General features: G+C 46.3%; 15 protein-coding genes. 8 read left to right on the forward strand and 7 right to left on the reverse strand.

From position 1 onward, the window contains the following. Positions 1–79: 79 nt before the first annotated feature. The 3 genes from ON006_RS02615 (at position 80) to odhB (ending at position 5,534) form a co-directional block, all read left to right on the forward strand. Positions 80–997 carry a PorP/SprF family type IX secretion system membrane protein gene (locus ON006_RS02615; RefSeq protein ID WP_244823557.1) on the forward strand — a complete coding sequence of 306 codons (918 nt, stop codon included), beginning with the start codon at positions 80–82 and terminating at the stop codon, positions 995–997. A gap of 112 nt (positions 998–1,109) precedes the next feature. Beyond that, positions 1,110–3,872, forward strand: a complete 2,763-nt coding sequence (locus ON006_RS02620) for a 2-oxoglutarate dehydrogenase E1 component (protein WP_244823558.1) — start codon at positions 1,110–1,112, stop codon at positions 3,870–3,872. A gap of 51 nt (positions 3,873–3,923) precedes the next feature. Next, positions 3,924–5,534 (forward strand): 2-oxoglutarate dehydrogenase complex dihydrolipoyllysine-residue succinyltransferase, encoded by a 1,611-nt coding sequence (gene odhB, locus ON006_RS02625; RefSeq protein ID WP_244823559.1) that lies wholly within the window; start codon positions 3,924–3,926, stop codon positions 5,532–5,534. 72 nt (positions 5,535–5,606) lie between these two features. On the opposite strand, the gene ON006_RS02630 is transcribed toward odhB, so the two are convergent. Further along, positions 5,607–5,933 (reverse strand): nucleotide pyrophosphohydrolase, encoded by a 327-nt coding sequence (locus ON006_RS02630; RefSeq protein WP_244823560.1) that lies wholly within the window; start codon positions 5,931–5,933, stop codon positions 5,607–5,609. 56 nt (positions 5,934–5,989) lie between these two features. Next, the gene (dtd, locus tag ON006_RS02635) at positions 5,990–6,442 is read right to left on the reverse strand and encodes a D-aminoacyl-tRNA deacylase (RefSeq protein ID WP_244823561.1); all 453 of its coding nucleotides are present in this window, start codon (positions 6,440–6,442) and stop codon (positions 5,990–5,992) included. A gap of 218 nt (positions 6,443–6,660) precedes the next feature. Between dtd and ON006_RS02640 the strand changes: the two genes are divergently transcribed. Genes ON006_RS02640 through ON006_RS02650 form a run of 3 tightly spaced genes read left to right on the forward strand, consistent with a single transcriptional unit; the run spans position 6,661 to position 8,770 of the window. Further along, positions 6,661–7,101, forward strand: coding sequence for a DUF6934 family protein (locus ON006_RS02640; protein WP_244823562.1), 441 nt, complete (start codon positions 6,661–6,663; stop codon positions 7,099–7,101). Between the two features lie 26 nt (positions 7,102–7,127). After that, positions 7,128–7,307 (forward strand): hypothetical protein, encoded by a 180-nt coding sequence (locus ON006_RS02645; RefSeq protein WP_244823563.1) that lies wholly within the window; start codon positions 7,128–7,130, stop codon positions 7,305–7,307. A gap of 35 nt (positions 7,308–7,342) precedes the next feature. Then, the gene (locus ON006_RS02650; protein ID WP_244823564.1) at positions 7,343–8,770 is read left to right on the forward strand and encodes an L-serine ammonia-lyase; all 1,428 of its coding nucleotides are present in this window, start codon (positions 7,343–7,345) and stop codon (positions 8,768–8,770) included. Positions 8,771–8,790: 20 nt separating this feature from the next. On the opposite strand, the gene mgtE is transcribed toward ON006_RS02650, so the two are convergent. Both mgtE and rsmA read right to left on the reverse strand, forming a co-directional pair. Then, positions 8,791–10,143 (reverse strand): magnesium transporter, encoded by a 1,353-nt coding sequence (gene mgtE / locus ON006_RS02655; protein ID WP_244823565.1) that lies wholly within the window; start codon positions 10,141–10,143, stop codon positions 8,791–8,793. A gap of 66 nt (positions 10,144–10,209) precedes the next feature. Further along, positions 10,210–11,010 (reverse strand): 16S rRNA (adenine(1518)-N(6)/adenine(1519)-N(6))-dimethyltransferase RsmA, encoded by an 801-nt coding sequence (rsmA, locus tag ON006_RS02660; RefSeq protein WP_244823653.1) that lies wholly within the window; start codon positions 11,008–11,010, stop codon positions 10,210–10,212. Between the two features lie 87 nt (positions 11,011–11,097). Here rsmA and ON006_RS02665 point away from each other — a divergent pair, with 87 nt between their 5' ends. Then, positions 11,098–14,712: a PAS domain S-box protein gene (locus ON006_RS02665; protein ID WP_244823566.1), complete on the forward strand. Its 3,615-nt coding sequence runs from the start codon at positions 11,098–11,100 to the stop codon at positions 14,710–14,712. A gap of 161 nt (positions 14,713–14,873) precedes the next feature. Then, positions 14,874–17,765, forward strand: a complete 2,892-nt coding sequence (locus tag ON006_RS02670; RefSeq protein WP_244823567.1) for an outer membrane beta-barrel protein — start codon at positions 14,874–14,876, stop codon at positions 17,763–17,765. Positions 17,766–17,857: 92 nt separating this feature from the next. On the opposite strand, the gene ON006_RS02675 is transcribed toward ON006_RS02670, so the two are convergent. From ON006_RS02675 to ON006_RS02685, 3 genes are all read right to left on the reverse strand, one after another. Continuing rightward, positions 17,858–18,478, reverse strand: a complete 621-nt coding sequence (locus ON006_RS02675) for a LysM peptidoglycan-binding domain-containing protein (protein WP_244823568.1) — start codon at positions 18,476–18,478, stop codon at positions 17,858–17,860. A 61-nt stretch (positions 18,479–18,539) separates the two neighbouring features. Continuing rightward, positions 18,540–19,031: a 5-(carboxyamino)imidazole ribonucleotide mutase gene (gene purE / locus ON006_RS02680; protein WP_244823569.1), complete on the reverse strand. Its 492-nt coding sequence runs from the start codon at positions 19,029–19,031 to the stop codon at positions 18,540–18,542. Positions 19,032–19,035: 4 nt separating this feature from the next. After that, positions 19,036–20,178: a 5-(carboxyamino)imidazole ribonucleotide synthase gene (locus tag ON006_RS02685; RefSeq protein ID WP_244823570.1), complete on the reverse strand. Its 1,143-nt coding sequence runs from the start codon at positions 20,176–20,178 to the stop codon at positions 19,036–19,038. Positions 20,179–20,202 lie beyond the last annotated feature (24 nt).

Raw genomic sequence — 20,202 nt, forward strand, 5'->3', positions numbered from 1 at the left:
ATAAAGGTGGCATGAGAGCGATTCTCCTGCCATTTTTAGTTTTTATAAACACTAGCAAAAAGTACTAAAATCAGTTTTAATGAACACACATCATACGTTAGTCAGAATTTACTTTTCTGCCATTCTTTTACTATCCGGCTTGTCAGGGGCATTTGGCCAGCGTGAAGTCTTATATGAGCAATATGTTCAAAATCCGATGGCGATCAATCCGGGATTCACGGGAGTGAGGGAAGATTTCAATATGACAGCCATGTTCAGAAGGAAATGGTTCAATATCCAGAATTCACCTTCCAGTCAGACCTTTGCGGCCGATGGAACCTTTGCCAACGGTAAGTTTGGCGTCGGTTTTCAGGCATTGAATGATCAGACCAGCTATTTTACCACCACCGGTTTCTCCGCGTCTTTCGCATTTCACCTCGGTTTGTCAGATCAATGGAAACTGGGGTTGGGAGCGCAGGGCGGTATTAATGTACTTCCTGTTTCGGACCTTTATAATAGTACCAACCGGGCATTGGGAAGTTTTGGGCTGGGTGCGTGGCTGCGCTCTGATAAGTTGTATCTGGGAATCTCCAAGCCTGAGCTCTTATCCCAAAAATTTGGAAATCAGGCAATCAATAACTTTTACAGGAGACCGTTGTACATCATGGCTGGCGGGAGTTACAACCTCAGTACCGATGTGATGTTACTGCCGCACATCCTCGCCATTCAGGAGAAGGACCACAAAATCAGGGTTGATTTTGGGTCCCGTTTCTGGTTCAAGGAAAAGGTAGGGATCGGGGCTTCCTACAGGGTTGGTGGCGGATATAATTCATTTTCCGCAAATGTGGATTATTTACAGATATCCGTCGAAGCCCAGGCAGGCAGAAATGTGCGGCTGGGCTACTTTTACAGTACCCGGCAAGTGGAACAGATTTATGCATCCTATTCGGGCCCGAAAGGGATACACGAGCTGATGCTTAAATTTATTCCAAACCCGAAAGGTTTTCAGAAATATTGATGCGATTGAAGGGTTGGAAAATGTTTTTCAGCCAAGTTAAAAGGAGATTTTATTCGTAATGTTTACATAAGTCTCGTACCTTTGTGCCGTAAATGAAATACTCACTTTAGTGATGGATAAATACACCTATATAGCAAATTCCGACGCCGCTTACATAGAGGAATTGTACAATTCCTATAAGCAAGATGCAGCTTCAGTAGACGAAGGCTGGCAAAAGTTTTTTGAAGGATTCGACTTCTCTCAAAAGTACCCTGTTAATGGTAACGGGCATGCAAATGGCGCTGCCAATGGTAAGGAAGTAGCCACACCCGGCAAGGTTGATCCATCTCGTATCCGCAAGGAAATGGAAGTGGTGCACCTGATTCGCGGGTTCAGATCGAGAGGTCACCTGCTTGCGACTACCAACCCGATCCAGAAGCGCAAGGATCGTCAGCCACAACTTGACATTGCAGACTTTAACCTCGGCCCGGAGGATCTTGATTCGGTTTTTGAAGCAGGTGTTGAAGTTTTCGGACGCCCTGCCACACTGCGTGAGATTGTAGATTCGCTCAAAACGATTTACACCAGGAACATTGGTTTTGAGTACCTATATATACGCGACAGAGAACAAAAAAGCTGGTTGCGTAAGAAAATCGAGAAGGAAGCCCTGAATATGACTTTCTCAGTTGACGAGAAAAAACATATTCTTTCCAAATTGAATGAGGCGGTTGTTTTCGAAAATTTCCTCCATACCAAATATTTAGGTCAGAAACGTTTCTCGCTGGAAGGTGGCGAAACAACTATTCCCGCGCTGGATGCCATGATTAACAAGGCGGCAGAAATGGGCGTAGTAGAAGTGATGATCGGTATGGCCCACAGAGGACGTTTGAACGTGCTGGCCAACGTCATGCAAAAAACTTACGGACAGATCTTTAACGAGTTTGAAGGTAATTTGCCAGACCAGGTTTGGGGTGATGGCGACGTGAAATACCACATGGGTTTCGCAAGCCAGATCACCACCAAGAACGGAGAAAAAGTACATTTGAAACTGGCTCCCAACCCGTCTCACCTGGAAGCGGTTAACCCGGTTGTCGAAGGTTATATCCGCGCACGTGCCGACGGTATGTATGATAGTGATTACGACCGCGTTCTGCCCGTTTTAATCCATGGTGATGCCGCAGTGGCAGGTCAGGGAATTGTGTACGAAGTAACACAGATGTCGGCCCTGAACGGTTACTATACAGGAGGTACCATTCATTTTGTAATTAATAACCAGGTAGGTTTCACGACAGACTTTATTGACGCAAGATCCAGTATCTATTGTACTGATATTGCGAAGATCGTTGATGCACCGGTACTGCACGTTAACGGAGATGATCCTGAGGCGGTTGTATTCTGTATGCGTCTGGCTGTGGAATATCGTCAGAAATTCAACAAGGACATTTTTATTGACATGGTTTGCTACCGTCGTCATGGCCACAATGAAGCTGACGAGCCGAAATTTACGCAGCCTGTCCTTTACAAATCCATTGAAAACCATCAGAATCCGCGCGAAATCTACCAAAAGACATTGGCAGAGCGCGGCGATGTAGATGCGCAGCTGGCGGCTGGTATGGACAAAGAGTTCAAGCAGCTTTTGCAGGAACGTCTGGATATGGTGAAGCAAAAAGCGCTTCCATATACATTGCCTAAGTTGGAGCAGGAATGGCACAGCTTACGCAAATCCAAACCAGAAGATTTCGAGAAGTCGCCCGAAACAGGCGTACCGCTTGAAGTACTTGAAAAAATTGGAAAAGCACTGATCAGTACTCCTGAGAATTTCAGCCGATTGAAACAAATCGATAAGTTGCTGAAAGATCGTGAGCAAATGATCTTTGATAAAAAAGAAGTGAACTGGGCGACAGCTGAATTGCTGGCCTACGGATCAGTTCTGACTGAGGGTAACATTGTCAGGTTGAGCGGCCAGGATGTGCAGCGTGGGACTTTCTCTCACCGTCATGCGGTGTTGAGAGACGTTGAAACCAATGCAGCTTACAGCAATCTGGATCATATTGAAGAAGGTCAGGGACCATTCATGATTTACAACTCGTTGCTCTCTGAGTATGGGGTGCTGGGTTTTGAATTTGGTTACTCAATGGCCAACCCGAATGCCCTGGTAATCTGGGAAGCACAGTTTGGTGACTTCGCAAATGGTACCCAGGTGATTATTGACCAGTTTGTAACATCAAGTGAAACCAAATGGGACCGCTGGACCGGATTGGTAATGTTGTTGCCACACGGATATGAAGGCCAGGGACCAGAGCACTCGAATGCACGTCCGGAACGTTATTTGCAGCTTTCTGCTAACTATAACCTGATTGTTGCCAACGTAACGACTCCTGCTAACTTCTTCCATTTGCTACGCAGGCAGTTGAAGTTCCCATTCCGCAAGCCGTTGGTGGTAATGTCGCCAAAATCGATGTTGAGACACCCGCTTTGCGTTTCGCCATTGGAGAGTTTGGTGAGTGGATCATTCCAGGAGACAATAGGAGATGCTTATGCTGATCCCAAAAAGGTAAAAAAAGTGTTGCTATGTACTGGAAAGCTGTATTATGAGCTTTATGAAAGACAGCAGGCTGATAAACGCGACGACGTCGCGATCATTCGTTTGGAACAAATGCATCCGTTCCCGCAAAAGCAGATTGACGCGCATTTGAGTCAATATGAAAATGCAAAAGTATATTGGGTACAGGAAGAACCTTTCAATATGGGTGGCTGGACTTTCATGTTAAGAATGTACAAAGGTGCGGAGCCGTTGCAGGTAATCGCAAGAGAATCAAGCGCTTCGCCATCTACCGGTTTCTCGAAAATCCATGCGAAGGAACAGGCTGAAATCGTGAACAGAGCTTTTGAATGATTATTCCTATAATTTTAAGACACTTAATTCGATAACAAGATTGCAGATAAAATGGCTGAAATTGAAATAAAAGTACCGCCCGTTGGCGAGTCGATTACCGAAGTTACAATAGGAAACTGGTTCAAAAATGATGGCGATTTTGTGAAAATGGATGAAGTCATTTGCGGGCTTGATTCAGATAAAGCAACGTTTGAATTGACCGCAGAGGCGGAAGGTGTTTTGCATATCAAAGCTCAGGAAGGCGATACATTGAACATTGGCGACCTGATCGCGACCATTGACTCTGCGTCAAATGGTGCACCGAAAGAAACCGCTCCGAAAAAGGAAGCAGCTTCTCCAAAAGAATCAGCGCCAGTGGAAGCTGCCCCAGAGAAAATACAGGATAAAGCTGAACCAGCCGCAGTGGCTGCTGCCGCTGTTGGTAGCGCTCCTGGTAAAGCATATGAAATGAAAGTTCCTGCAGTAGGAGAGTCCATTACCGAGGTTACCATTGCTTCATGGAGCAAAAAAGATGGCGATCACGTTGAAGTGGACGAAATCCTTTGCGAGCTGGAATCAGACAAAGCGACATTCGAACTACCTGCCGAAGCCGCCGGAACGCTCAGAATCGTTGGAAAAGAAGGCGATACATTGGCGATCGGCGCATTGATATGCACGATTGAAGCTGGCGCCGGATCTTCTGCGGCTGCCCCTGCACCGCAAACAACGGCCCCAACAGCAGTAGCTGCGGATAAAGGTTATAATGAAAAACATGCATCTCCTGTCGCTGCCAAAATACTGGCTGAAAAAGGAATCGATCCGAAAGACGTAAATGGCTCTGGATCGGGAGGTAAGATCATGAAGGACGATGCTCTGAAAGCAGGCAGCAAACCTGCACCGGCAGCGCAGCCTGCCAGCGCTCCTGCCGCCAAACCAGCGGCTGCGGCACCTGCGGCACCCGTCGGTGCTGCACCAGCCGGAGCGAGAGGCCAGCGCAGAGAGAAAATGTCATCACTTCGCAAGACTATTGCACGCCGTTTGGTAGCAGTGAAAAACGAAACGGCCATGCTTACCACTTTCAACGAAGTGGATATGAAGCCGGTGATGGACCTTCGTTCGAAATTCAAAGACAAGTTTAAAGAGAAACACGAAGTAGGACTTGGCTTTATGTCATTCTTTGTAAAAGCAGTTACTGTGGCGTTGAAAGACTTCCCGGTAGTGAATGCTTACATTGACGGCGAAGAGCTGGTTTATAATGATTTCAGTGATATTTCTGTGGCGGTTTCAACACCTCGCGGATTGGTTGTCCCTGTGATCCGTAATGCGGAAACCTTGTCATTCGCGGCGATTGAAAAAGAGATCGTACGTCTGGCCGTTCGTGCACGTGATGGAAAATTGGGGCTGGATGAAATGTCGGGCGGAACTTTTACCATTACCAATGGCGGAACTTTCGGTTCGATGCTTTCTACTCCTATCATTAACGCACCGCAATCTGCAATCCTTGGAATGCACAACATTGTGGAACGCGCAGTAGTAGTGGATGGTCAGATCGTAGTTCGTCCGATTATGTACGTAGCATTGTCTTATGATCACCGCACGATCGATGGTAAAGACTCAGTGAGCTTCCTGGTTCGCTTGAAACAGCTTTTGGAAGACCCAATGCGCTTATTGCTTGATATGTAAGATCATTTCGGAAATAAATAACAACAAAAACGAGAGCTTGTCATCAGGCTCTCGTTTTTGTTGTAGCCCAGGCTAGCTAAGCTTCGGATTTTCCTTATGTCGGTCCTTGTCGCGATCCGTTTTCTTGGCCATATTTTTTTCAAAAGCCTCGGTAAGATTAATGCCGGTCTGGTTGGCGAGGCAGATCAGTACCCACAGCACATCAGCCATTTCGTCCCCAAGATCCTTACCGAGATCAGACTTTTTAAAAGACTGGTCGCCATAGGTTCGGGCCATGATCCTGGCCAGCTCGCCCACTTCCTCTGTCAGGATCGCCATATTGGTGAGTTCCGAAAAGTAGCGGACGCCATAGCTCTTAATCCATTGGTCCACCTGCTGCTGTGCTTCTTCGATTGTCATTTTTTAAGAGTTAATGAGTTAATGAGTTAATGACCGGGGTGCCGGTGCGATGAATGCTAGCTTCTGTTTTTGGAATCAATGACAATGGTGACGGGGCCGTCGTTGAGCAATGCTACTTTCATATCAGCACCGAACAGTCCGCATTGAATTGGTTTTTCGAGTTCTTTTCCCAGGAACCTGATCATGTTTTCGTAGAGCGGTATAGCCACATCATGTCTGGCTGCCTCAATGAATGAGGGGCGGTTCCCCTTTTTGGTACTGGCATGCAAAGTAAACTGACTAATCAGCAGAATGTCTCCATTCACTGATTTGAGATCTAGATTCATTTTGCCTTCCTCATCTCCAAAAACACGCAGACCGATGATCTTTCTGCCCAGCCATTCCAGATCTTCCTGCGTATCCGAATGTGTTATTCCCAATAGTACCAAAAAACCTGCTTCTATTTGTCCATGAACTTTGTCTTCAATGGTTACCGATGCGCTGCTGACGCGCTGGATCACTGCAATCATATTGGTTATTTAATGAATTATCCCACCAGGATCAAAAGTAAAATGTAATGTCGTAATACACTCCATTCTCTCAAAAAGCTTTTCAGGATTTTCAATTTAGACAGAACATTAAAAAAACAGGAGAGTCTTCGACCGGACCCGAAAATAAATTTAGTGCGACTCGGCGAACGTTTGTACATTGTGGGCATTACACACACATTATTGCATTATAAGTTTAAGTGAATCAAACACACTATTCTTTCCAATACGCGAGAGAAGAAAAACTTTACGAATTTCATAGTCAGGGTAAGCGAGGTGTAATCAAGAAAGTAGTTCAGTTTAAACTTATTCACTCGAATGTGTTTAATCTCGGTTTTGGAGATTTCAGCGATGAGCTTGGCTTGATCGACGATACAGTGGTCACCGACAATGGAGATATGGAAATGATTTTTGCAACTGTAATCGCGATCATCCAACAGTTCCTTCTAAGTTTTCCGGATGCGGGAATTTTCCTGACGGGTAGTACAAATTCGAGAACAAGGCTTTCCCAAATTATTATCAATATGAATTTGGAAGATCTGCAAGAAGACTTTGAGATCTACGGATTCAGAAATGAACGTTGGGAGAGATTTAGAAAAAATATAAGATATGAGTCATTTCTGGTTTCAAAATTGTTATAACTTTATCAGAATCAAAAGTAACTGCCATGAAAAACAGTTCAGTTTCCAAACCCGATCCCAGAGCCGTAATGCACAAGAACGACTTAGGCAAACTGGAAAATGTTGATCTATTTCCTGTAAAAACCGCAATTGCAAAAGCAACACTTTTGAAAGCCGCGCTTCCACTAAAAAGGGGCGCTGTGCTACCATCTTCTCTTAAAAAGTAACTTCAAGTTAGGAATTCGGGAGAATTCCCGCATCAATGAAAGAAGAACGAATTTCTGTTTTTGATATATTTAAAATTGGGATTGGCCCTTCCAGTTCCCATACTTTGGGGCCTTGGCGCGCTGCCCAACAATTTCTAAAATCGTTGCAATCCACAATCGGATTAGCGCAGGTTATCTCCGTTAAAGCACATTTGTATGGTTCCCTTGCCAAAACCGGCAAAGGGCATGGAACAGACATTGCAGTTATTCTCGGCCTGAGCGGATACGACCCGGTAACCATTGAAACAGCGGACATCGATCGGATTTTAAGTGAAATTTCTTCGAGCGAAACTATTCTGCTGCATGGCGAAATGAAGATTTCGTTTTCTCCCAAAACAGACGTCCTTTTTCACTTTACGGAATCCTTGCCTTTTCATCCCAATGGGCTGACATTCATTGCCGACTGCGGTCCGCAGGGGGTAGTTCAAGAAACATATTACTCGGTGGGTGGCGGCTTCGTAGTGCAGGAGGGGAGCGGTAGTGAGAGTTCGGCAGAGTCTGTGGTGTTACCGTTTCCGATTGACCATGCTGGTGATCTGCTCAAATGGCATAAGGCTTCCGGATTATCGATCTGGGAGATGGTATTGGAAAATGAAAAGGCCTGGAAAGATGAAAAGGTTATTCGCAAGGACCTGCTGAATATCTGGCACATTATGCAGCAAAGCATTTTTCACGGCTGCCAGACCAAAGGTATATTACCTGGCGGACTAAATGTCCAAAGGCGCGCAGCCTCTTTGAATCAGAAATTATTGAATAGTAAGATATGCAGCGGCTGCGATGAGTGGATCGACTCGATTCGTAGTGGCGGCGCTGGATTCAACTATACATTGGACTGGGTAAGCTGCTTTGCACTGGCTGTAAATGAAGAAAATGCATCTTACAGCAGGGTAGTCACAGCCCCTACAAATGGCGCAGCTGGCGTGATCCCGGCGGTTTTGCAATTTCACATGACATTTTGCGGCGGCACCGAGGAGGATATTTTCAGATTTATGCTGACGGCCGGCGAGATAGGAAGCATTTTCAAAAAAGGCGCTACGATATCGGCCGCGATGGGCGGGTGTCAGGCGGAGATAGGCGTATCGTCGGCAATGGCTGCGGCCGGGCTTACCCAGGTTTCGGGAGGGACTGTCGAACAATGTCTAATGGCAGCTGAGATCGCCATGGAGCACCATTTGGGGCTCACTTGTGATCCTGTAGGAGGATTGGTGCAAATACCTTGCATCGAGCGAAATACAATGGGCGCTATCAAAGCGATTACCGCGTCACAACTCGCTCTGCAAAGCAATCCTGAAAATGCAAAAGTGTCCCTCGACAATGTCGTGAAAACCATGTGGGAAACTGCTCTGGACATGAATAATCGCTATAAGGAGACCTCAGAAGGTGGGCTTGCCGTTAACATTCCCATCAGTTTGAGTGAATGCTAGCAGCTGTTTTTTATGTAATCTCAGAGATTTAGTAATAAGTGCGCCAGGCCGAAATATACGCCGTAGCCGATCAGGTCATTCGCAGTTGTAATGAACGGGCCGGAAGCCACAGCGGGATTAATGCCGATCCTTTCGAGCAGAATAGGCGTAATTGTTCCCATAAATGAGGCCAGGAAAACCACCGACATCAAAGCGGTAGATACAACCAGAGCTAGCTGCACATCATTGCCGATCAGTAAATTAAAGCCGAAGACAATGCAGCTGATGATCAGCCCATTGATAAAGGCAACGGCAAACATCCTGATCAGTCTCTGCCCGACAGTGGTATCAAGTCCTGTTTTGTCAGCCAGACTTTGTAAAATAATGGAGGAGGTTTGAATACCTACATTCCCGCCCGTTGAACCAATAATGGGGATAAATGCGGCCATAGCGGGGATAATTTTGAGATCTCCCTCGAAAAAACTGATAAACTTGGCCGCCAGGATTCCTCCCATCATTCCTACTAGCAACCAGGGAAGTCTAGCCTTGGTTTGTTGCCAGATCGTGTCATCTTCCTCTACATCACCGGTAATACCCGCCATGGCAAGGGTATCGGAACTGGCCTGGTCTGTGATCACGTCAATCACATCATCGATGGTGATCCGCCCGAGAAGTTTGCTTTGTACGTTCACAACCGGCAGGGCGTCAAGGTCATATCGCTGCATCAGCTCGGCTACTTCTTCCGCCGGCCGGTATGTTTCCACGAAAATTACATCCTTGTCGTACAGACTTTCGATCCTGGTGTTTTTGTGGGCCAGGACAATTTTTTTCAGGGAAAGTATCCCAAGCAACTTCCCAAAATCGTCCACCACATACACAGCATATACCTTACCTACGTCTTCTGCCTGTTTTCTGAGCTCTTCAATGCATTGATTTACAGTCCAGTTAACATTGGCTTTCACCAACTCTTTCTGCATCAGACCACCTGCCACATCTTCATCATAATGTAGCAAATCGAGAATGAACCGGGCCTGTTCGCGATCTTCCAGCAATGCGATCACTTCCTCACGGACGCGGATCGGCTGTTCATTCAGCAAATCCACGGCATCATCAGAATCAAAAAGATTGACAAACCTTGATATTTCTTCGGAAGTAAAAACTTTCAGAAATTCCCGACGCTCGTTGGGCTCCATATCCGCGAGAATAGCAGCGCCGGTTTCAATATTGAGCTGAGTGACCAGGAATTTGGCACTTTCGGTTTCCAGCTCAGATAAAAGACTGGTGATATCTGCCGAAAAAAGGCTGTCCATCTCCGACCTGATCGCCTCAGAATCCTCCTTTTCAATTAATTCCTGAATGTGGTCTACGTATAGCTTGGTTAATTCAAACGTCATCGTTCACTAGCTTTTGGCGATTGGCAAAATAGCTTTAGCTTGGTAATATACTCTCGTTTTGGGAGTTTACATCTGCGTTGCGAGCGTTTCCGCCAGTTGGGTGAGCGTTACAAACTCACTAACACTCAGCTGTTCTGCGCGCTTGGTGAGCAACGGATGGTCCGGAAATTCACCTACCGGTTTTAACGCATTTCTCAGGGTTTTTCTTCTTTGGTTAAATGCAGTTTTTACTACCCTGAAAAACAGTTTCTCGTCACAGTCAAGCGCTGCAACTGCATTTCTTCGCAACCTGATCACACCCGACTGTACCTTCGGAGGAGGATCGAATGCACCAGGAGGCACCGAAACCAGGTAGTCAATGTCATAAAAAGCCTGCAACAACACGCTCAGTATGCCATAATCCTTGTTTCCCGGAGGTGATGCAATGCGCTGTGCAACTTCTTTTTGAAGCATGCAAACGATTTCGGGAATGCGGTCACGGATTTGCAATGCCCTGAAAAATATCTGTGATGAAATATTATAAGGGAAATTGCCAATGATCGCAAATGGCTTCGGGAAGAATTCCTCCGGATTAAATTTCAGGAAATCTCCTTCAATGATCCTGGGTGAAAGTTCTTCGTAATGTTTTTGCAGGTAGGCAACCGATTCAGTGTCAATTTCGATGACATAAGTGCTGAATGTGGTTTTTTGAAGCAGAAACTGAGTGAGTACACCCATCCCCGGACCTATTTCCAAAACCCGGTCATAATCGCCGTGCCCCGACAATCCGTCCACGATACGCTGAGCAATATTTAAGTCTTTCAGAAAGTGCTGGCCTAAATGTTTTTTAGCCCTGACCTTCGAATCATCCCGTTTTTTATAATTTATTTTCACGAACCAAAATTACGGCTTAATTCGTAGATTTATCGAATAAAGAATTGTGAGGAACCTTAAAAGTGCGATTACCCTGAAACTATGGAAATGATTTTGTCCCATACCGACTGGCAGACTATACACGCAACACTTCAGCATCTCAATCTGATCGGAATTACATTTTCTCCGGATTTCATCATCAGGAATATCAGTGCGCATGCGCTCATGAAAACGGGTTGGCTGGAATCTGATCTGGTGGGCCAAAGCATATTCGATAAGCTCATTCCAAAAGAAGAGGAAGAGGAGGTGAGGCAGATGCTGGAAGAGGGGATTCAGGGAAAACGCAAGCTGGAACAAAGGGAAATTCCTTTTTTAGCCCAAAAAGGCACATTACGTACATTCTCGATCAACTCGGTACTGATGCATAGTGACCATGATGAAGTGGAATGCGTTACATTGGTCGGTGATGACATTACCCGCCGTCGACGGATGGAATCAGCCATTGCGAAGTCCAACTCACAATTGCAAGATCTGGTCGACAATACCAGTGACCTGATCCAGCTCGTAGCGATTGACGGAAAATTCATATTTGTTAATAAAGCATGGCGCGAAGTACTCGGCTATGGCCTGGACGAAATTGCGTCTATGCGTATGGAGGATATCCTGCATCCGCAGCACAAAGAGCAGGCACTGGCGCAGCTGAAACTGATCGAGCAGGGAAATTCGAATCCAAATTTTGAAGCGGTATTCCTGAATAGGGAGGGGAAGAAGGTTTTTGTCGCGGGGAGCGTCAATTGCCGTTTTGAATACGGCAAACCGACTGCATTTCGTTGCATATTAAATGATTTTACCGAAAAAATAAGAGCTGAAAAAGCGCAGAACCTTTACTATAGCATTGCCAACTGGACTGTTAACACACAGAACCTCGATGATTTTTACCAGAGTATCCATGAGGAACTCGGAAAGATCATTGATGTGAAAAACTTCTTCATTGCGCTTTACGATCCCAGCAAAAGTTACATTTATTTCCCTTACTACGTCGATCAGTATTTTCAGGGCAATGTAAGGTTTACCAAACGACGCCTTGGAAATGGGTTGACCGAATACGCGATTGCGTCCAACAAGCCCCTGTTTCTTTCGGGGACTGACATTGAACAGCTGGCCAAAACCAATAGTCTGTATCTTTATGGAGTGACGCCGAAATTACTGCTCTGTGTGCCGCTGCGGATCGGGGACAGGGTGACGGGTATCATTGGTGTGAAGTCTTATGACGATGCCAATATGTTTGATACCAGGGACCTGGAACTGCTGGAATTTATTTCCGGGCAAGTGGCGATGGCGATCGCCAGAAAGCAAAGCGAGGAGGAACTGAGCAAGTACCTGGCTCGTTTGAACGCCATTTTCGATAGCAGCTCCCATTTGATATGGTCTGTCAACAAATCGTTGCAACTTACCTCCTTCAACCGGAATTACGCTGATTTGATCCAAAACCAGCTCGGGGTAAGGCCTTCGCTGCAATCGAGTGCTGAGAAATTCGGCTGGCGAATGGTGGGTAACAGTAACAGGCGTACCCTTGAGACCAAATACAGACAGGCGTTACGTGGCGAACCGCAATATTTTGAGTTCAAAATTGACCGGAAAGACCAGGGTGAAATGTGGCTGGAATTTTACCTGAACCCCATTCATTATGCCGATGGTGTGATTGAGGAAGTGTCTGGTATTGCCCGCGACATTACCAGAAGAAAAGAGGCTGAACTATCATTACGGCATAGTGAGGAACTTTTTAGAGGGATATTTGAGAATCTTCAGGACATTTATTGTCGTATCAACAGGCTGGGAGCGATCACGATGATCAGTCAGTCGGTACTGAAACGGTTGGGTTACTTGCCGGGAGAAGTGATCGGTCATAAGGTCACCGAGTTCTTTTCGGATAAAAAGCGAATTCATTCAGCGCTGATCCGCCTTCGGAAGACGAAAAGCCTTCGGAACTTTGAAATTACATTAAACCGGAAAGATGGTACCGAACGTCAGTTTATGATCAACATGCTGATGTTTACCAATGATAAAGGTAAGCCGACAGAAGTAGCGGTTCTGGCCAGGGACATTACCGAACTTAAACGGAATGAGCTGGAACTTCTGAAAGCGAAGGAGCATGCGGAGCGTTCTCTAAAAGTAAAAGAAGGCTTCCTGGCCAACATGAGCCATGAGATTCGGACGCCGATGAACGGGGTGATCGGAATGATAGACCTGCTCGGCGAAACGCCTCTGAATGTCGAGCAAAAGGATTACGTACTGACCATCAAACGTTCATCGGAGACGCTGCTGAACATCCTGAACGACATTCTGGACCTTTCCAAGATCGAGGCCGGGAAAATGGAGCTGCATGAGGCGCCGATTGCGACGGAGGAATTATTGCTGAAACTGGTCTCACTGTTTGGACAAACAGCCAAAAGCAAAGGAAATACACTTACCTACCACATTGCGCCGGACATTCCGAAGTTCATTATTGCGGATCAGACCAGGCTGCTGCAAATTTTGTCCAACCTGACTTCCAATGCCTTGAAGTTCACCGAAAACGGATCGGTGAAAGTGCTGCTTAGCTTGATCAAAAAGGATGGTTTGTTCCATAAAATTAAGGTGGACGTGCAGGATTCGGGGATCGGGATCAGTGCGATGGACAAGCAAATATTGTTTACATCATTCACCCAGTTGGACAATTCCTCCCGCAAATCTTTCGGAGGAACCGGCTTGGGACTTGCGATTTCAAAACAGTTGTGTGCCCTGATGAATGGGGAAATTGGTGTGGAATCCACTGTGGGAGAGGGTAGTACGTTCTGGTTTACGTTTGAAACCAAAGAGACTTCCATCGCGCAGGTGAGCACCATTACATTGATAGAGGAAACGCCGATAGAGAATGTGTTTGCCACTTACCATCCGGTGATATTGCTGGTGGATGATAACGCGGTGAACAGGAAGGTCGCGAATGAGATTTTGAAAAAATCAGGCTGCTATGTCGATCTGGCGGAAAGTGGTTTCAAAGCAATTGAAATGGTAGAGGCAAGGGAAGCTTCGGCTGACAAGGGTTATGATATCATTTTTATGGATATTCAAATGCCTGATATGGACGGTGTGGAGACTTCACAGGAACTAAAAAAGCGTTTCCCGGGGGCGTTGGGGCCGATCGTCGCAATGACAGCCTATTCCATGAAAGAAGATCGTGACCGCTTCATGAGCCAGGGAATGGATGATTACATTGCCAAACCTATCCGCGCGCAGACCCTGGTGTCGAAAGTGAAGGACCTGATGAGCAATGTAGAAGGCCGGAAGCTGGAAACAAAGCAAAAGGAAATTGCCCAGGAAACAATTCTTCCTATTTTGGATCGTGAAATCATTGATCAGCTCAATGGTATTGGCGGTGCTGACCTGGTGTGGTCTGTTTTTGAAGATTTTGTAACTGAATCCAACGAGCTCGTCGAGGGCGCAATTACTGCTTTTGCCAATGGGGATATCAAGACGGTCAAAAGCAATTTGCATACATTAAAAGGAAGCGGCGGAACCGTAGGGGTATCCCAGGTGGCTGAAATCGCCCGGGATGCTGAATGGCGTTTAAAATCCGACGATACCAGCACACTTGCCGAGGCGCTTCCCCAACTGGAAAAAGCTTATGCCAAATTTTTGGCTAACTATGAAGGCCTGCTGAAAGAATGGCTGAAATAATGGAAAAGCGCATTGATTAGCGTACATTTTTTCGTCGGCTGGAAGCGGGACTTGATCTATGAAAGCATAGGTTTCTGTCGATTGTAAGGGTTAATTGTTTAGAGTGATTAAACTTTTGAAGGAAAGGTTGCTCTAAACTGCAATAAACCTTTACAGAGATCATGAACAGAATTACTTCCATCGTCCTCTTGCTTGCCACTCTGGCGTTTCCGGCTTTGGCACAAGCACAAAATGCGCAGATTACCGGAACTGTCCTCGACAGCGTAAACCGCGCCCCCGTCGTGGGAGCATATGTAGCGGTGAGCCGCAATACGCCCGAGGCCAAGCCTGAATATGTAACGACAGATGTAAACGGTAAATTCTCGTTTACAGGGCTAACCAAGCAAGTGACTTATCTGGTAAAGGTTTCATACCTGAGCTACAAAGATGCTACCCAGGTGGTAACGCTTCATAATGATTCAGAGGATTTGGGCAGTATTACGCTGACCGAGGCTGTCGCCAATTTGAAGGAAGTAAAAGTAGTAGGCCAGATTACTGCCATGGAACAAAAAGGGGATACAACCCAGTTCAATGCAGCCGCATTCAAAACCAATCCTGACGCTACAACGGAAGATCTCATCCAGAAAATGCCTGGCATAACCGTTACGAATGGTACTGTTACGGCGCATGGCGAAACGGTAAACCGTGTACTGGTTGACGGTAAGCCCTTTTTCGGAGACGATGCGGCGCTTACATTGAAGTCACTACCAGCAGAAATCGTCGATAAGATCGAAGTTTTTGACAAGCTCAGCGACCAGGCCCAGTTTACTGGTTTTGATGATGGGAACGGGCAAAAAACGATCAATATCGTAACCAAGGCTGACCGCAAAATGGGGCAGTTTGGCAAGGTTTTCGCAGGCTACGGCCTTGATAACCGCTACCAGGCAGGGGGTAATATCAGTTTCTTCAAAGGCAATCAACGGATTTCGGTCATTGGGCTGAGCAATAATATCAATGTGCAGAATTTTTCCAGCCAGGACTTGCTCGGTGTGACCGGTAGCGGCGGCGGTGGCGGAAGAGGCGGTGCCGGTGGTGGCGGAGGTGCATCCAATAATTTTCTGGTAGGCAACCAAAGCGGGATTACGGGTACCAACTCATTTGGTCTGAATTACGCCAACAAATTTGGCAAGAAAGTGGATGTTTCCGGAAGCTATTTTTATAACCGCACCGGCAATACCAATGCTCAAACCACAGAAAAGGAATACTTTCTCTCGGGTGGTACCGGAAACCAGTTTTACAATGAAAACAGCCGTACGTCGAGCACAAACTCCAATCACCGGCTCAATTTCCGGGTAGAATACAACATTAATGCCAATAACTCGCTGATCGTTACGCCGCGGTTGAGCTTTCAGGACAACCATTCGAGCAGTGTAAAAGCAGGGCTTACCACGCTGGCAAATGGCAGCAATGTCAACAGCTCGGATAATACCCAGGGAAGCCAGAATAAGGGTTACAACTTTTCCAATGACCTGCTGTTTCGTCACAGTTTTGCCAAAAAAGGGCGCACATTGTCTTTGAATGTCAACACGCAGCTGAATGACCGCGATGGTATTCGTGATCTGTATTCCAAAAACATGTTTTACGGAATCACACTTCCGGACACGGCGATGCGCGGCGACACCATTGACCAGCGCAGCTTTACCAAATCCGACGGGATCACTTTGGGCGGTAACCTGATCTATACCGAGCCGATCAGTACAACAGGCCAGTTGCTGTTCAATTATGGTTTGACAGTCAGTAACAGCAATTCGAGCAGAGAAACTTACAATATGAGCTTTGACGCAAACACTTATTCAGATCTGGACACGTTGCTTTCCAACAATTTCGATAACCGCTACATTACCAACCGTGCGGGAATAGGGTACCGCTACCGTAAAAACAGCTGGTCTGCCAACCTGGGTCTGGATTTTCAGAACACGGGTCTCTACAGTCAGCAGCTTGCGCCTAACAACGCCAAGGTTGATCAGTCTTTTACCAATGTGCTGCCTAACTTTATGTTGAGTTACAGATCGAAATCAGGTACGCAGTTCCGGACGTTTTTCCGTAGCTCAACGAATCAGCCATCGATTTCGCAGCTGCAAAACGTGATTGACAACAGTGATCCTTTATCGCTGACTGCGGGTAATCCGGATTTGAAACAGGAGTATCGCAATATGTTCAATGTACGCTACGCGCTGGCCGGTGCCAACAGACCATATAGTTTCAATGCAATGGTGTTTGTAACCCAGACCAACAATGCGATCGTTAACTCGACATTCATTGCCCAGGAGCCGACTACTTTGCCCAATGGCGTTGTCATGGAACGTGGTTCGAAGCTTACCACACCTATCAATGTGGACGGCAGCTGGAATGCCAGAACGTTTTTGGCCTACGGAAAACCGGTAGCGCCATTGAAATTGAACGTTAACCTGACGACTGGTTTCAATTATGTGAGATCGCCGGGGATGATCAATGATATTTCAAATTATTCCAATACGTACGCCGTTTCGCAGGGGCTGGTGATCAGCAGTAACATTAGCGAGAAACTGGACTTTACGGTTTCCTACTCAGGTAATTACAATGTGGTGCGGAACACGATACAGCCTAAGCTGAACAATAACTACTATACTCAGGGTATTACCGGCCGGGTGAACTGGATTTTTGGAAAAGGATTTGTGGTGCAAAGCGATATCAACAATCAGTCTTATCGTGGTTTGGGTCAGGGATATAACCAAAACTTCACCCTCTGGAATGCGAGCATTGGCAAGAAATTTCTCAAAAACAATGCAGGTGAACTGAAACTGACGGTGTTCGATATATTGAAACAAAACAACAGTATCAGCCGGAATGTGACTGAAACCTATGTGCAGGATGTTACCAGCCGTGTTTTGACACAATATGCAATGCTGACATTCACTTATACCCTTAAAAACTTCGGCAAGATGCCGGTCAATGACAACAACCGGAGACGTGAATTCGAGGGCGGAGGATTCCCTCGCGGGGGCGGCGACCGCGGCGGCAGAGGCTTTAATTAAGAACTTACGATATTAAATCCTTCGAATCAGTGCAAAGAAAAACCCGGAATGAGTGATCAGACCGGGTTTTTTATGTTAATGCGTTCAGTGTCTTATCTTCTGTTGGAAAAAGGAATGATCAGTTTTTCACCTCTTTCGGAGAAATCCCTGGTCTTTGCATTCGCTTTCATGATCGCTTCTTTGCTGACGTTGTATTTACTTGCCACAACGCGGAGCACGTCACCAGGGCCCACCGTATGAACTGCTTGAACCTGTATTTTTAGTTTAGTAATACCGGATTTGATATCAGAAACCGAAGGGTTTAGTCCTTGTAATGTTTCCGTTTGCAGATTGTAACGAGATGCGATGCTGGAAAGCGTTTCGCCACTTTGAACGGTGTGGGTAATTTGTTCTCCTCCCAGGGAGGATGCAGATATGGCTGGTTTCTTCTCTTTTTCAGGTTTTTTTTCTGGCTCCGCTTTTTTCTTTTCCGGCTCATCTTCGGCTGCTTCAGGCTCATCGGAAATCGTTTCGCTCACCGCGGATTCTTCCAATGTCGAATCTACGACCACAGAAGTCAGCTCTCCCGAATTGGACGAACTGTCAGAAATATATTCGTATCCGACGTATAGCATTGCCAATACCAAAAGTACTAGTACCAGGAGCGTTACAATCGGTAAATTCGACTTTTCAGTAGGACGGATGTTTCTTTTTTTAGGGAATTCGTCTTCCATAGCGTGGCAGGGATTCAATTTTTTAGTGGAGTTAATTTTACACGAAAATAATAAAGAGCGTCTACTTTACAAGTTGATTTCTCAATTCCTCATTCATCGCCGCGACTTTGTCTTTCAAGCTTTCTTTAAATGCATCAAGGCGTTTTCCTGTCTCCGGATCGCTCGCTCCAATGATCTGAGCGGCCAAAATTCCAGCATTCCTTGCACCGTCCAGCGCTACCGTCGCTACCGGCACGCCCGAAGGCATTTGCAGGATAGAAAGTACTGAGTCCCAGCCATCAATGGAATTGCTCGACAGTACCGGCACACCAATAACGGGAAGGGAGGTTAGCGAAGCTACCATACCTGGCAAGTGCGCCGCGCCGCCCGCGCCTGCAATAATTACCTGCAAGCCGCGGCTTCTGGCCGAGGATGCGTATTCCAGCATACGCTCGGGAGTACGGTGCGCAGACACGATCTCCATCTCAAACGCAATACCTAGCTCTGAAAGTGCATCCGCTGCCTGCTGCATTACCTTTCTGTCCGAAAGGCTTCCCATGATAATTCCTACCATTATATTATTGCTTAATCTCTTTACTGATTACTCTGATATTTTTTTTAACAAACTCAACCTTTTCTTTTAAAGCGTCAATACCTGCATCCATAATGGTGATATGCCCCATTTTTCTGAATGGCTTGGTGATGGCCTTCCAATATAGGAAAGGAAAAACCTCGTCGGTCGCCAAAAGCGTCTCCATACCTTCATATACGGCAGGACCTTCATATCCGGCCTCTCCCAATAAATTAACCATCGCCGACGGCCCGTATGCCAATGTGCTACCCAGTGGGAGGTTTAGGATCGCGCGCCAGTGCTGTTCATATTGTGAGGTGGCATTAGCCCTGATCGTGTGGTGTCCGCTATTATGTGGTCTTGGAGCCACTTCATTAATCAGTATCTTGCCCTCTGCTGTCAGGAAAAGTTCCACGGCCAGCAGACCGACAATACCAAAAGCTTCGGCTGTATTTTTGGCAATTTCCTGCGCTTTGCGTTCAATGTCTTCATTGATTTCAGCAGGTGCAAAAAGATACTCGACCAGATTGAGCTCCGGGTGAAAAACCATTTCAACAGTCGGGAATGTGGTGATTTGACCGCTGGCATTTCTTGCTACTATTACCGCCAGTTCCTTGTCGAAGGATACTGCTTCTTCCAGTAATCCTGGCTGGTCAAATGCCTTGTCGAGATCGGCTTCACTGGCCAGGCGCTGAACGCCGCGGCCATCGTAACCATCTTTGCCAAGCTTATGGAATGCCGGTAAAAACGAAGTATGTTGGGCAACATCTTCCTGGTTGTCCGTCAATATAAAATCTGCGGTAGGAAGATTATGGTCGCGATAAAACTGTTTCTGAACGCGTTTGTCTTGAATCAGACGGATCACAGAAGGCTGCGGATAAACCCGTTTTCCTTCTTTTTCGAGCGCTTCGAGCGCTTCCACATTTACTTTTTCTATTTCAATGGTAATGACATCGAGTGTTTTACCAAATTCGTAAACTGTATCGTAATCCTGTAATGAACCCTGAGTGAAATGGGGGGCAATATTTCTGCACGGTGCGTCGGCATCGGGGTCCAGAACGTGAATGTCAAGGTTCCAGTCCACGGCAGCTTGCAAAAGCATCAAGCCAAGCTGGCCGCCGCCAAGAATACCTATTCGGGATGAAAGCATTTATTAAAGAGAATGTATGATGCA

The sequence above is a fragment of the Dyadobacter pollutisoli genome (assembly GCF_026625565.1).
GTDB lineage: Bacteria > Bacteroidota > Bacteroidia > Cytophagales > Spirosomataceae > Dyadobacter > Dyadobacter pollutisoli.